This window comes from Longimicrobium sp. (assembly GCA_036377595.1).
In the GTDB taxonomy this organism is placed as follows: domain Bacteria; phylum Gemmatimonadota; class Gemmatimonadetes; order Longimicrobiales; family Longimicrobiaceae; genus Longimicrobium.
The window spans coordinates 18,218-31,579 of record DASUYB010000107.1; the positions used below are offsets into that span (position 1 = coordinate 18,218).

Below are 13,362 nucleotides of genomic sequence, written 5' to 3' on the forward strand. Positions count from 1 at the left end.
AGTCCTGAGTCCTAAGTCCTAAGTGCTGGGTTGAATGGATGCGTGACCGACCTCGAGCGTGCGGCGACGAGGGGATTGTTGGACGATGCGACTGAAGTCGCGGCTACAACGACACACAGTCCGCCTTCGCGGACTTCGCATCCGCGCGTGACGAGAGTTCGGATCGACGACCAAGCTCGATCCCGCACTCAGCACTCATACCGGCTGCCGCGATTGATTGTGCATTCCAATCAGATGTCATTCCGAGCGGCGCCGCTGCTCCGAACCTCCAATCGCGCTGATGCCAGGCGGCGCCCGAGGAATCTGTGGCATGCGTCCGAGCGATAGGCGGCCTGTGGCTCGGGAGCCGGCCACAGATTCCTCAGGCGCCACGGCTTTGGCACGGAGAACAGGGCGGCGCAGCGCCTTCGGAATGACATTCCTTCGTCCAATGCACAGTTGATCCTGGAATCCGGTATCAGCACTTCGGTTCGCACCGTCCCGGTGCAACCCGCACCAATCCGGTGCGCGCGCGCAATGTCCTGAAAGGGTTATGTGATTGGGAGACAAGCAGTTGATCTTCGCGTGGTATCTGGCTCACCTCATGCTGCGAATTGCCTGTCCCTGAGCACAGCACGGCTTGGTGCGGCACGATGGAATTGCGGAGAACGGCGGCGTCTCCATGATTCCGCCATCCCCTAACATCTGTCGCTATCCGATAGCCATCGCGGAAGATAACTCGAGGAGGCGGAACCGATGCGCCCACTCCGCTCGACGTCCCTTCTCGCACTCATGGCGGCCGCCGCGGCCTGCGCGGACGGTGGGCCCACGGCCGCGCGCGAGCCCCACGCCGCGCCCATCCTCGCCTCGCGCGGGGCGGCGGTCGCGGACGCGTTTCTCGTCGTCCTCGATGACGGCGCGGATCCCCGCGGGCTGGCAGCGGCGATGGGGATCGCGCCGCGCTTCGTCTACACCTCCGCCGTCCACGGCTTCGCGGCCACGCTCAACGCGGGGCAGCTGAACGCGCTGCGGCAGAATCCCGCGGTCGCGTACATCGAGCAGGACGCGGTCTATCACGCCGCCACCACGCAGCTCAACCCGCCGTGGGGGCTGGACCGCATCGACCAACGCAATCTCCCGCTCTCCCTGAGCTACTCCTACAACTCCACGGGAACGGGCGTCCGCGCGTACATCATCGACACCGGCATCCAGCACGACCACCCGCAGTTCGGCACCCGCGCGCAGAACGTGTACGACGCGTTCGGCGGCACGGGCGCGGACTGCAACGGCCACGGGACGCACGTCGCGGGAATCGTCGGGGCGGCGACGTACGGCGTCGCGAAGAACGTGCAGCTGCGCGGGGTGCGCGTGCTGAACTGCAGCGGCTCGGGCACCACCTCGGCGATCGTGGCGGCCATCGACTGGGTGCGCGCCAACGCGGTCAGGCCCGCCGTCGCCAACCTTTCCCTGGGCGGGCCGTTCTCGTCCACGCTGAACACCGCGGTCACCAACCTGTGGAACGCGGGGATCTTCACCTCCGTGGTCGCGGGGAACGAGAACCGGGACGCGTGCACCGTCTCCCCCGCCAGCGCCACGGCGGTGATGGCGGTGGCCGGCACCAACCGCGACGACACGCGGCTGAGCTCCGGCAACTTCGGCCCGTGCGTCGACATCTACGCGCCCGGCGGCTCCATCCCCTCCACCTGGATCGGCTCGGGGGCGGCGACCCTGAGCGGCAGCTCGATGGCGGCGCCGCACGTGGCGGGGGTGGCCGCGCTGTACAAGGCCACCTTCGGCGACGCCGCGTCGAGCACCATCGACACCTGGATCAAGACCAACGCCACCGCGGGCGTGGTGAAGAACGTTCCCGCGGGCACCCCGAACCGGCTGCTCTACAAGGCGTCGCTCTGAGCGAGGCCCCCACGCGCCGGCGGGAGCGCCCGGCCGGCGGCATCCACCACCCCACCAACTGGAGGACGTGGTATGAAATCGATCCGCAATCTGCTGCTGGCCGGTGCCGCGCTGTCGCTGGCCGCCTGCGCCGACCAGGGCCCCACCGCCGCGGGGCCGCGGGCCAGCGCGCCGCTGCACATGGCGCGCGGCGCCGCGATCGACGGCAGCTACATCGTGGTGCTGAAGGAAGGCGCCGACCCGCGCTCGGTGGCGGCGGTGGCCGGCGTGAACCCGCACTTCGTGTACACCGCGGCGCTGAACGGCTTCTCGGCCGAGCTGAACCAGGGACAGCTGAACGCGCTGCAGCACAACCCCGGCGTGGACTACATCGAGCAGGACCAGGCGTACACCGTCGAGACGACGCAGTCCGGCGCCACCTGGGGGATCGACCGCATCGACCAGCGCAACCGGCCGCTGTCGGGCACGTACACCTACACCGCCAGCGGCTCGGGCGTGCGGGCGTACATCATCGACACCGGCATCCAGGCCAACCACCCGCAGTTCGGCACGCGCGCCAGCGCCGTGTACGACGCGCTGGGCGGCAGCGGCGCCGACTGCAACGGGCACGGCACGCACGTGGCCGGCACCATCGGGTCCACGACCTACGGCGTGGCCAAGAACGCGCTGCTGCGCGGCGTGCGGGTGCTGAACTGCAGCGGCAGCGGCAGCACCAGCGGCATCATCGCGGGGATCGACTGGGTGCGGCTGAACCACATCAAGCCGGCCGTGGCCAACATGTCGCTGGGCGGCGGCCTCAGCTCGTCGCTGAACACGGCGGCCACCAACCTGGTGAACGCGGGCGTGTTCCTGGCCGTGGCCGCGGGGAACGAGAACCAGAACGCCTGCAACGTGTCGCCGGCCAGCGCGTCGGGCACGCTGACGGTGGCGTCGAGCACCAGCAGCGACGCCAAGTCCAGCTTCAGCAACTGGGGCGGCTGCGTGGACGTGTACGCGCCCGGCAGCAGCATCACCAGCACCTGGATCAACAGCGGCACGGCCACCATCAGCGGCACCTCGATGGCCAGCCCGCACGCGGCCGGCGTGGCGGCGCTGTACAAGTCCGCGTTCGGCGACGCGGCCAGCAGCACGATCGTGTCGTGGATCATCAACAACTCCACGGCGAACGTGATCACCGGCAACGTCACCGGCACGCCGAACCGCCTGCTCTACAAGAGCACGCTGTGATGGTTCGTTGCTGAGATCCGGATGTGAAAGGGCCCCGGGGCGGTTCGCCGTCCCGGGGCTTGTTCATGGAGGAAGAAGATGAACCGCGGGTTTGGGACGTGTTGGGCGCTGAGACGCCCAAACGGGCTGCGCGCGCCGTAGGCCACGATACTACTGTGGCCAACGGCGCCGGGCCCCCGCCGCGCCACGCATCCGCGCGATCCGCCGGCGTCCGCGCACGCGCGGCGGCGTCCCGGCCCTCCGGGCGCGCATCCCTCACGCAAGTGCTTGCGCCGCACTGAGTTCTCCCCTCCCCTGCGCAGCGGGGGAGGGGCCGGGGGAGGGGGCCACTCCGCGGCCGCGCGAATCCCCGCCACTCGCGCGGACGTCCTCACCCCTACCTCTCCCGGTACGGGAGAGGTGGCGAGCCTAGGCGAGCCGGAGAGGGCGAGCCGGAGAGGGCGCGATATCCGCGCCGAGCATCACCGCCGATTGATCCGCGGCGTCCGCGCCCGCACATTGCCGCGAGAGAGGCGTTCATCCCCGCGCCGCGGGTTCGATGGAGGCGCCGCCACCATCCATCTCCCGCACCCGGCCCTACGTGAGCGACGCGCCCGAGATCCCCGACACCGGCAGCGAGTTCGACCGCGAGCGGCTGCGGCGCGTGGCCCACGCCGTCGGCGTCCCCGCGGCGCGGCGCCACATCTTCCTCTGCTGCGACCAGACCAAGCCCAGGTGCTGCGACCACGCGCGCGGGCTGGAGGCGTGGGAGTACCTCAAGTCGCGGCTGAAGGCGCTGGGCCTGTCCGAGCGCGGCGGCGTCGCCCGCACCAAGGCCAACTGCCTGCGCGTGTGCGAGGGCGGGCCCATCGCGGTGGTCTATCCCGAGGGCGCGTGGTACGGGCGCTGCGACCCGCCCGTGCTGGAGCGCATCATCCAGGAGCACCTGATCGGCGGGCGCGCCGTGGACGAGTTCCTGATCGAGGCGCGCCCGCTGGACCCCGCGGACGAATCCTTGTCTCCCTGAGCCTGTCGCGCCCATGCCCGCGCAGCCCACGCTCACCACCGAACGGCTGATCCTGCGCCCTTTCACCCCGGCCGACGCCGACGCGGTGCACGCCATCGTGAGCGACCGCGAGATCGCGTACAACACCGCCCACATCCCGCACCCGTACCCCGAGGGGATGGCGGCGGAGTGGATCGAGCGCGTCACGGCACGCTGGGAGACGGGCGAGAGCGCGGTGTTCGCCGCCACGCTGCGCGGCACGGGCGAGGTGGTGGCGGCCGTGGGGCTGGAGATCGAGCCGCACCACCGGCGCGCCGAGCTGGGGTACTGGGTGGCGCGGCCGCACTGGAACCTGGGCTACGCCACCGAGGGGAGCCGCGCGGTGGTGGAGTTCGGGTTCCGCGCGCTGGGGCTGAACCGCGTGACGGCGCACTACTACTCGCGCAACCCCGCGTCGGGGAAGGTGATGCAGAAGATCGGGATGACCTTCGAGGGCCGGCAGCGCAAGCACGTGCTCAAGTGGGGCGTGTTCGAGGACATCGAGCTGTACGGCATCCTCTCCGACGAGATCGGGTGAGGCGTATGAGATTCGGCACGGGACGATTCGCCACACAGTGTCATCCTGAGGGCGCGGAGCACCCAAACCAAGTCCGCGCAGTAGGTTGCGCGCCCGAAGGATCTTGCCTCGGCGTGAGCGAGGACGGCGCGTCGAGCAGGCATCTCCGCGGGGGCGAGCAGATCCTTCGGTCGGCGCCAGCCTGTAGAGTGGACGCGAGGCTGGCGCGGCGCCTCCCTCAGGATGACACCGGTTGCTGCAATTGATTGTGCATTCTGATCGGATGTCATTCCGAGCGGCGCCGCTGCTCCGAACCTTCAATCACGACGATGTCGGGCGGCGCCCGAGGAATCTGTGGCATGCGTCCGAGCGATAGGCGGCCTGTGGCTCGGGAGCCGGCCACAGATTCCTCAGGCGCCACGGCTTCGCGTGGAGGACAGGGCGGCGCAGCGCCTTCGGAATGACATGCCTATGCCTGTTCCTTCCTCCAATGCACAGTTGATCCGGCGATTCGGTATTGAATCCCACAAAGAGCAGGGGCGAGACAGCATCCCGTCTCGCCCCTGCCGTACTTCCTCCGACGACCGTTCAGCTCTCGCCCTGCCCCGGTTCGGTGGACGAGGCGGCGAGCTTGCGGTCGAAGTCGCGGCCGTCGCCGAGGCGGACGAGGTCCGTGCGGAGCGAGGAGACCTCGGCTTCGAGCGAGGCCAGCCGCCGCTCCACCGACGCCAGCGACTCGCCGCCGCCGGGGCCCTGCCGCGCGCGCATGGCGGCGGCGATGGACTCGATCAGCGGCTTGAGCGCGAAGCGCGCCGTGAGCCCCGCGATGGGAATGAGCACGAGCAGGAGCCCGCCGAGCACCGCGATCATGCCAGTCAGGTTTTCCATGCGAAAATCGCCCCGCGATGAGGTTTTGCCGTTCAGCGCGCGCCGGCGGCGCGCGCGGCGGGCGCGGCGGCCGGACGGCCCAGCCGCTCCCGGAAGATCTCCACGAACCGCTCCGCGATCCCTTCCCACGAGTACGTCCGCGCCGTGTACCGCGCGGCCGAGCGCGACGCCGCCGCCAGCCGCGCCCGGTCGCCGCGGTACCGCGCCACCGCGTCGGCGAAGGCGGCCGCGTCGCGGCTGGGGACGAGGTGCCCGTTCTCGCCCTCGACGACCACGTCGCTGATCCCCTCCAGGTCCGCCGCCAGCACCGGCATCCCGCACATCCCCGCCTCGAGCATCACCACCCCGAACCCCTCGATGTCGCCAGGAACGTGGATGTTGGGCATCACGAACAGGTCGCCGCCGCGGTAGAGGGTGCGCAGCGTCTCCTCGGGCACCTTCCCCAGCAGCCGCGCGCGCCCCCGCAGCCCGTGGCGGTCGATGGCGGCCTGGATGCGCGGCGTCATCGGCCCCTCGCCCGTCACGAGATAGTGCACGTCATCGGGGAGACGCGGCATCACCTCGTCGGCGAACCACTGGAAGCCCTTGCGCTCCTGGTGGCGGCCCACGCTCACCAGCAGCAGCGCGTCGTCGGGGATGGTCCCGGGCGACTCGCCGATGGCTCGCAGCAGCTCGCGGCGGGCCGCGGCGCGGTCGCGCGGCGGCTCGAACGAGGAGACGTCGACGCCGCAGGGAATCACGTGCACGTGCGCCGGGTCCGCGCCGCGCGCCAGGCACTCGTCCGCCGTCGCGCGGCTGATGGGGAAGACCAGGTCGAGCGCGCGGAAGACGCGGCGCACGAACCATTGGTACCCCGGCGTGGGGAGCGTCACGTCTCGGCCCACGGGGATGGCGGCCAGCAGCGCGCCCGTCCGCGCCAGCCGCTTCCGCAGCGCCACCGCGAGCGACGCCGTCACCATTGACGAGAAGAGCACGACGTCGATGCGCTCCTCCCGGACCACGCGCGGGATGCGGCGCAGGAGGCCGGCCATGTAGCCGGGCATGCGGTAGGGCGTGGCCTTCCAGCTCGTCTCCAGCACCAGCCGCGAGAGGTGCAGGTCCGTGCGCTCGGCCAGCGCGGCGTGCAGGCCGGTGGCCACGCGCTGCATGCCGCCCACGTTGCTGAGCGGCTGCCCGGGAAGGGGAAACGAGTGCGATACGTAGAGGATGCGCAAACCGCCGCCGTGCCGATGGGAGCCGGATGTTCCGATGCCGGATCAGTCTAGGCCGGCTGGAAAGATTGCGCCAGAACGACACCAGCCGGGACCCTCACCCGAAAACGTGAAGGGCCGAGACAAAACCGCCGTCTCGGCCCTTCACGTTTTCGACCTCTCCCGACAGCAGGAGAGGTGAACAGCAACAGCAACCAACCGCGGACGAAGTTTTCTGTTCTCCCCTCCCCTGCGAAGCGGGGGAGGGGTCGGGGGAGGGGGCCGCTCGCGGCCGCGCCGACGCTTCTCGCCACGGCGCAACGCCTTCCCACGCGCTGAGTTCTCCCCATCTGCAGTTCGGGAGACGAAGGCCGGGGGATGAGGAGCCGACCTCAGAACGACGTGCGGATGCCCAGCGTGAGGGTGCGGCCGGCGCGGATGGTCACGTTGTCGGGCTCGCCGAGCTGGCGGCCGAGGAGATTGTCGCCCGTCACCACCAGCCAGACGGTGGGCGCCACCTGGCGGTTGGTGGTCAGGCGCACGTTGGTGCTGCCGTCGTACTTGCGCCAGAACGCCCGCAGCGCGTCGCCGCTGAACTGCCGCCAGTCGGCGCCGGACCCGGCGAACGCCGTGGCCAGCGCCACGCGGTCGTAGTTGATCCAGTCCCACGCGCGGCTGGCGGTCAGCGCCGTGCTGAACCCGGGCCCCGTCCACTCCGCCGTGAGCCCGGCCGTGCGCGCGGGCACGGCCAGCATCCGGTCCCCCGCGCGCAGGTCGCCGCCGTAGCCGGTGGCCAGCCTGCGCACGCGGCTGTCGACGAACGCCAGCGAGCCGGTCAGCGCCAGCGCCCCCCGCCGCGCCGTGCCCTGCATCTCCCACCCGCGGTTGGCGATGGAGCCCACGTTCTGCGGCACGTAGCGCACGTGCTGCTCGGGCGAGCCGCCGCCGCGGGTGATGGTCTCCACCCCCACCACCACGTCCTGGATCAGTCCCGTGGCGCGCTGATCGAAGCGCGTCACCTGCAGCGAGAGCCGGTCGCCGAAGTACATCTCCGCGCCGAACTCGAACCCCGCCTGCGACTCGGGCTCCAGCGGAAAGCCGATGAAGCCGTGCTCGCCCACGCGCAGGCTCTCGCGCGCGGGCACCCGCGGCGGGCGGATGCCGCGGCCGTACGCGGCGCGCAGCTTCAGCTCCGCCGCACCGAGGTCGCGCACCCACGCCGCGCCGAGCATGGGCAGGGTGGAGAGCTCGAAGCCGCTGCCGAACGCGTCGTTGCGCTCGAAGCGCACCCCCGCCGTGCCGAACAGCGTGTTGCGCCACGCGCCGCTGGCCTGCGCCATCAGGCCGGTGTCGTTGCGCCAGTCCACCATGGGCATGGTGGTGGTGGTGTCGGGGTAGCGCCCGCCCTCCGGCAGCGTGCGATTCATCGTGAGTGTCGAGCGCTGGTGCAGGATCGAGTGCTCCAGCGCCACCGTCAGGTCCGCGGACGCATCGCCCCGCTCCAGCACGCGCGTGGTCCCCGCCGCGCGCAGCGTGGCCCGGTCGCCCGCGCCGGTGCCGGCGCGCAGGGTGGGGTCGACGGCCACGGGGAAGGGGCCGGTGTTCTCCGCCACGTGGCTGAGGCGGTAGCCGTCGATCCCCGCCAGCAGGTTCACCGTCCATCGCCCCGGCGCCAGCGCGGCGGCGCCGCCGGCGGTGTACTGCCGGATCCCCTGCCGCGGATACGCCGTCGCGGAGACCGCGTTCACCGGCGACCCCTGCATCACCCACCGCTCTCCGCGCGCATTGGCCGCGGTCCCGGCGACCGGCGGCGCGGTGGTGTCGAAGGTGATCTCGCCGAGGATGGGATTCACCCCCGCGCCGGCGGTCTGGTCGTAGAAGCGGAAGGTGCCGGTGAAGATGGCGTGCGGCGCCACCCATCGCCCCGTGGCCAGCGCGCTGACGGTGCGGCTGCCCGCGTCGGGATACACCGCGCCGCTACCGCCCACGGTGACCGCCGCGGCCATCGACCGCAGGTTGTCGCCCGTGCGGAAGGCCAGCCGCTCGCGGTGCGTGGGCACCAGCAGCGCGGCATAGTCGCTCGCGGCAACGCCCCCGTCGGTGCGGAACTCCACCCGCGTCGCCCCATCCGCGTCGTGGCGGGTGACGATGTTGATCACCCCGCTGATCGCGTCCGACCCGTAGAGCGCGGCGCCCTGCGGCCCGCGGATCACCTCCACCCGCTCCACGAGATCGGGATCGATCTGCGTCAGCACCAGCGGGTTGGCCACCTCCACCCCGTCGATGTAGACTTTGGGATAGGTCGCCGCGAACGAGCTCGCGCCGCGCATGCTGCCGTACTGCGCCAGGAGGTCCGACGGCCCGCGGCGCCACACCCACACGGCGGGGACGGTGGCGTTCATCACCTCCGCCAGCGAGGTGGCCGAGCGCCGCGCCAGCTCCGGCCCCTCGAGCACGTCCAGGCCGACGGAGAGCGAGCGGCGGGCGGCGCCGGACGGGCTGCCCGTCACCACGATCCGCTCCAGCACGCTCTCGCGCTCGGTCTCCGGCGCGGACGCGGCCGCCGTCGCCGCCGGGCGCACGGGGGCGAGCACCACCTGCCCGGCGACCACCATCGGCTCCGCGCCCGCGCCGCCGACCAGCGCGACGAGCGCATCCCCCAGCGGCACCCGCGCGGCGGAGACGCAGACGCGGCGGTCGAGGGGAAGGAGATCGGAGGAGTAGGAGAGCCGTACGCCCGAGACGGCGGAGAGACGGTCGAGCGCGTCGCGCAGGGGAACGTCGCGCGCGCGGAGGGTGACGGCGCGGTCCAGCGGCGGCGCCCACGCGCGGCTCTCCGCCGACGCGAGCGTGGCGGGGACGCACCCCATCTGCGCACGCGCCGGCATCGACGTCGCCGCGAGGAGAAGAAGGGCGGCGGGAAGCGCCACGCCCCGGGCGCGCATGGAGCGCGTCCGGGGCATCGTGGTGCCGAGCGGGGCCGCCCGTGGTCTCACGGCGATCGCGTCTCTCCTCGGGGGGATTCGATCACGGCGGTGTCGCCGCGCATCCGCAGCTGGCCGCCCAGCGTGGCGGCGATGATGCGCAGCGCGCCGTCCGCCGTCTGGCCCTGGAAGTCGGCGGTGAGGTGCCGCCCCGCCAGCGCGGGGTCGTCCACGCGCAGGTTGACGCCGTACCACCGCTTCAGCTCCGCGGCCACGTCCGCCACCGTCGCGTCGCGGAAGACGAGGCGTCCCTGCGTCCACGCCACGTCCTCGGCCGTCGCCACGCCGCGCTGCACCGTCACGGCACCCGACACGACGGCGGCGCGGTCCCCCGCGTGCAGCAGCGTCGCCGCGCGGCCGGACGGCGTCACCGCCACCGCGCCGGAGGTGACGACCACGCGCGTCCCCGCCGCCGCGTCGTCCGTCGCGACGGAGAACGCCGTCCCCACGTCGGTCACCCGCGCGGCGGGAGTGGAGACGGAGAACTCGTGCGCGTCGTCGTGCGTGACCTCGAAGTATGCCTGCCCGTGCAACTCGACCGAGCGCGCGGGCCGCCCGTAATCGCGCGCGACGGCCAGGCGGCTGGCGGGTCCGAGCACCACGCGGCTGCCGTCGGGAAGACTCACCTCCTGCCGCATCCCCGTGCGCGTGGCGTACTGGATCTGCCACGGCCCGCCACGGTTCGACAGCGCGCGCCAGAGCAGCGCCCCGCCGGCGAGCAGGACCAGCGCCGCGGCGATGCGCATCCACGCCGGCGTCCGCCACCGCGCCGGCTGCGGAGCGATCGCGGGGCGGCGCGGGGGCGGCGCGTCCGCCACCCCGCCGCGCTCCACCGTCAGCGCGGGGCGGTCGCGGCGCGCCATCACCGACGCCAGCGCCGCCTCCACGTCCACCTCCGGCGCGGCGTCGGCGCGCAGCCCCGCGAGCGCGCCGTCCAGCGCGGCCACCAGGGCGGCACGCTGGGGGTGCCCGTCGAGCTGGCGGCGTAGCGCGGCCTCCTCGTCCGGCGTGGCCTCGCCGGCGAGGGAGCGCGCGACGGCCCGCCACACGGCGTCGTCAGCGGGAGCGGAGGTGCGGTCCGGGTCGTTCATGCCCTGTGAGACACGCGAGTGCGGCGTCACCCTATCGATTTGTCTCGCCCGCTTCCTGCGGAGGTGCGAGGCGAGCCGTATCATGTTCGTCCGAAGAATCTCCGAGACGCCTGACCGGTGCCGCGCGTGCCTGAAGATACCTCCGCAATGGACGAGCCGGAACTCCTCGCGCGGCTGCGCCGGGACGACGACGGCGCGTTCGCGGCCATCTTCCGCGCGCACTACGCCGCGCTGGTGGGCGCGGCGGAGCGGCTGCTGCGCGAGCGCGCGCCCGCGGAGGACGTGGCGCAGGAGGTTATGCTGGAGCTCTGGCGCCGCCGCCACACGCTGCCGCCGGACGTGTCGCTGCGCGCGTACCTGCACCAGTCCGCCCGCAACCGCGCGCTCAACCAGCTGCGCCACGGTCGCGTGGTGCGCGAGGGCGAGCCGCACATCCGCCCGCCCACGCCCCCGCCGCCGGCCGACGCCGACGCGCGCACGGGCGAGCTGGAGATGGCGGTGCGCGCCGCCGTGGCCGAGCTCCCCGACGAGGTGCGCGAGACCTTCCAGCTCAGCCGCGTGGACGCGCTTACCTACCCCGAGATCGCCCGCGTGCTGGAGATCTCGGTGAAGACGGTGGAGGCGCGCATGGGCCGAGCGCTCAAGCTCCTCCGCGAGCGGCTGGCGCCCTGGCTGCCGGAGGGCGGCGGGTGGTGATCTGGAGATTTCGGATCACAACGAGATGACGGCGGGGGCGCTTCGCGCCGGGGCCCTCATCCCCCCGACCCCCTTCTCCCGAATTGCCGGGAGAAGGGGGAGACCTCAGCGCGGGGAGGGGCTGCGGAGCTGGTTGAGACGCATCTTCCCGCCACGAGTGGCCCCCTCCCCCGGCCCCTCCCCCGCTGCGCAGGGGAGGGGAGAACGGAAGCGCGGGCCGAGTTTAGTTGCAGTTGCAGTTCACCTCTCCTGCTGTCGGGAGAGGTCGAAAATCTGGAAGGGCGAAGACGGGGGTTTTGTCTTCGCCCTTCCAGATTTTCGGGTGAGGGCCTCTCGGCCGCGACCGCACGGATGCGAGGTACGCTACGGCCTCCCCCCCGCCCCCAGATCCTCCGTCTCTCCCCGTCCCCCGATCGGCTCCTCGACCTGGGCGGCGATGGCGGCTCGGGGATGCTCGGCGTTCCACGGGGCGATCAGCGGCAGCAGGAGGATGCCGGGAACCGCGAGCAGCAGGGTGATCAGGAAGAACTGCGGCCACCCCATGTGCTCGGCCAGGCGCCCCGCCGGCGCGCCCAGCCAGTCGCGCCCGAAGGCCATGAAGCTGCTCAGCAGCGCGTACTGCGTGGCGGAGAAGCGGGGATTGGCCAGGCTCATCATGTACGCCACCAGCGCCGCCGTCCCCGTCCCCTGGAAGAAGTTCTCCAGCACCACGGCGCCGATCATCAGCGCGTGGTTGCCGGGGTTCAGCGCCAGCACGTAGTAGCTCACGTTCACGGCGGACTGCAGCACGCCCAGGATCCAGAGCGAGCGCACCAGCCCGATCCGCGCCTGCACCGCCCCACCCGCGATCACCCCGACGATGGTGGCGGCGAGCCCGATCACCCCCTGCACCTCGCCGATCTGCGTCTGCGTGAAGCCGGCCTCGAGCAGGAACGGCGTGGCCATGTTGTTCAGCACCGCGTCGCCCAGCTTGTACAGCACGATGAAGGCGAGGATGGGCGCGGCGTAGACTCCGGCGCGCCGCCAGAAATCCACGAACGGCTGCACGATGGCCTGCCCCAGCCCCGGCGCGCGCATCACCCGCTCGGGCTCGGGCGCCATCAGCGTGCCCACGATGCCGGGGATCATCAGCGCCGCCATCAGCGCGTACACCGCGCGCCAGCCGATCTGGTCCGCCAGGATGAAGCCCAGCCCGCCGACCACCAGCATCCCGACGCGGTAGCCCAGCACGCCGATGGCCGCGCCCGCGCCCAGCTCCTCCTCGCGCAGGACGTCGATCTTGTACGCGTCGAAGGCGATGTCCTGCGTGGCGCTGAAGAAGGCGATGATGATGGCGTTGATCGCGACGAGCTGCAGCCCCGCCCGCGGCTCGTGCGTCGCCATCCAGCCGATGGCCAGGAGGAGGCCGATCTGCGTGGCCAGCAGCCACCCCCGCCGCCGCCCGAGAATGGGGATCGGGAGCGCGTCGATCAACGGCGACCAGAGGAACTTGAAGGTATACGGCCAGGAGAGGAGGGAGATGTAGCCGATGGTGGCGAGATCGACCTGCTCCAGCTTCATCCAGGCCTGGAGGTCCTTGCTGGTGAGGTAGAGGGGGAGCCCCGACGCGAAGCCGAGCAGGAGGATGGACGCCATCTTCCGGCTCGCGAACACCTGCCCGATCCCCGCCGCCCGCCGCTCCGCCACGCGCCCCTCCCCATCGGGTGATCAGCATCGACCCGCATCGCCCGCCAATCGCACGAAAAAACCGCGCCGGGATCGAGGCCGGTGCGGTTCGCGAGCATCAGCGCGGCCGCAACGGGCCCCCTCCCCCCGCCCCTCCCCCGCTGCGCCCTCTCCCTGGCGCTCCGCGCCT

10 protein-coding genes are annotated in these 13,362 nt (G+C 72.0%); 5 read left to right on the forward strand and 5 right to left on the reverse strand.

The window, feature by feature from the left end; translation table 11 throughout:
• Positions 1-735: 735 nt before the first annotated feature.
• From VF092_18745 to VF092_18760, 4 genes are all read left to right on the forward strand, one after another.
• Positions 736-1,890 carry a S8 family peptidase gene (locus tag VF092_18745; GenBank protein ID HEX6749340.1) on the forward strand — a complete coding sequence of 385 codons (1,155 nt, stop codon included), beginning with the start codon at positions 736-738 and terminating at the stop codon, positions 1,888-1,890.
• Between the two features lie 72 nt (positions 1,891-1,962).
• Positions 1,963-3,117, forward strand: a complete 1,155-nt coding sequence (locus VF092_18750) for a S8 family peptidase (GenBank protein ID HEX6749341.1) — start codon at positions 1,963-1,965, stop codon at positions 3,115-3,117.
• A gap of 580 nt (positions 3,118-3,697) precedes the next feature.
• Positions 3,698-4,123: a hypothetical protein gene (locus tag VF092_18755; GenBank protein ID HEX6749342.1), complete on the forward strand. Its 426-nt coding sequence runs from the start codon at positions 3,698-3,700 to the stop codon at positions 4,121-4,123.
• Positions 4,124-4,136: 13 nt separating this feature from the next.
• Positions 4,137-4,679, forward strand: coding sequence for a GNAT family N-acetyltransferase (locus VF092_18760; GenBank protein HEX6749343.1), 543 nt, complete (start codon positions 4,137-4,139; stop codon positions 4,677-4,679).
• Between the two features lie 567 nt (positions 4,680-5,246).
• On the opposite strand, the gene VF092_18765 is transcribed toward VF092_18760, so the two are convergent.
• The 4 genes from VF092_18765 to VF092_18780 all read right to left on the reverse strand — a co-directional run bounded on the left by VF092_18765 (position 5,247) and on the right by VF092_18780 (position 10,811).
• The gene (locus tag VF092_18765; protein ID HEX6749344.1) at positions 5,247-5,546 is read right to left on the reverse strand and encodes a hypothetical protein; all 300 of its coding nucleotides are present in this window, start codon (positions 5,544-5,546) and stop codon (positions 5,247-5,249) included.
• Positions 5,547-5,578: 32 nt separating this feature from the next.
• Entirely contained in the window at positions 5,579-6,760 is a 1,182-nt protein-coding gene (locus VF092_18770) for a glycosyltransferase family 4 protein (GenBank protein ID HEX6749345.1), read from the reverse strand.
• A gap of 368 nt (positions 6,761-7,128) precedes the next feature.
• Positions 7,129-9,681: a TonB-dependent receptor gene (locus VF092_18775; GenBank protein HEX6749346.1), complete on the reverse strand. Its 2,553-nt coding sequence runs from the start codon at positions 9,679-9,681 to the stop codon at positions 7,129-7,131.
• A gap of 47 nt (positions 9,682-9,728) precedes the next feature.
• Complete coding sequence (locus VF092_18780; GenBank protein ID HEX6749347.1) at positions 9,729-10,811, reverse strand: FecR domain-containing protein; 1,083 nt, start codon at positions 10,809-10,811, stop codon at positions 9,729-9,731.
• Positions 10,812-10,958: 147 nt separating this feature from the next.
• Between VF092_18780 and VF092_18785 the strand changes: the two genes are divergently transcribed.
• Positions 10,959-11,507: an RNA polymerase sigma-70 factor gene (locus VF092_18785; GenBank protein ID HEX6749348.1), complete on the forward strand. Its 549-nt coding sequence runs from the start codon at positions 10,959-10,961 to the stop codon at positions 11,505-11,507.
• 363 nt (positions 11,508-11,870) lie between these two features.
• Here VF092_18785 and VF092_18790 read toward each other — a convergent pair whose 3' ends face one another.
• Positions 11,871-13,193: an AmpG family muropeptide MFS transporter gene (locus tag VF092_18790; GenBank protein ID HEX6749349.1), complete on the reverse strand. Its 1,323-nt coding sequence runs from the start codon at positions 13,191-13,193 to the stop codon at positions 11,871-11,873.
• Positions 13,194-13,362 lie beyond the last annotated feature (169 nt).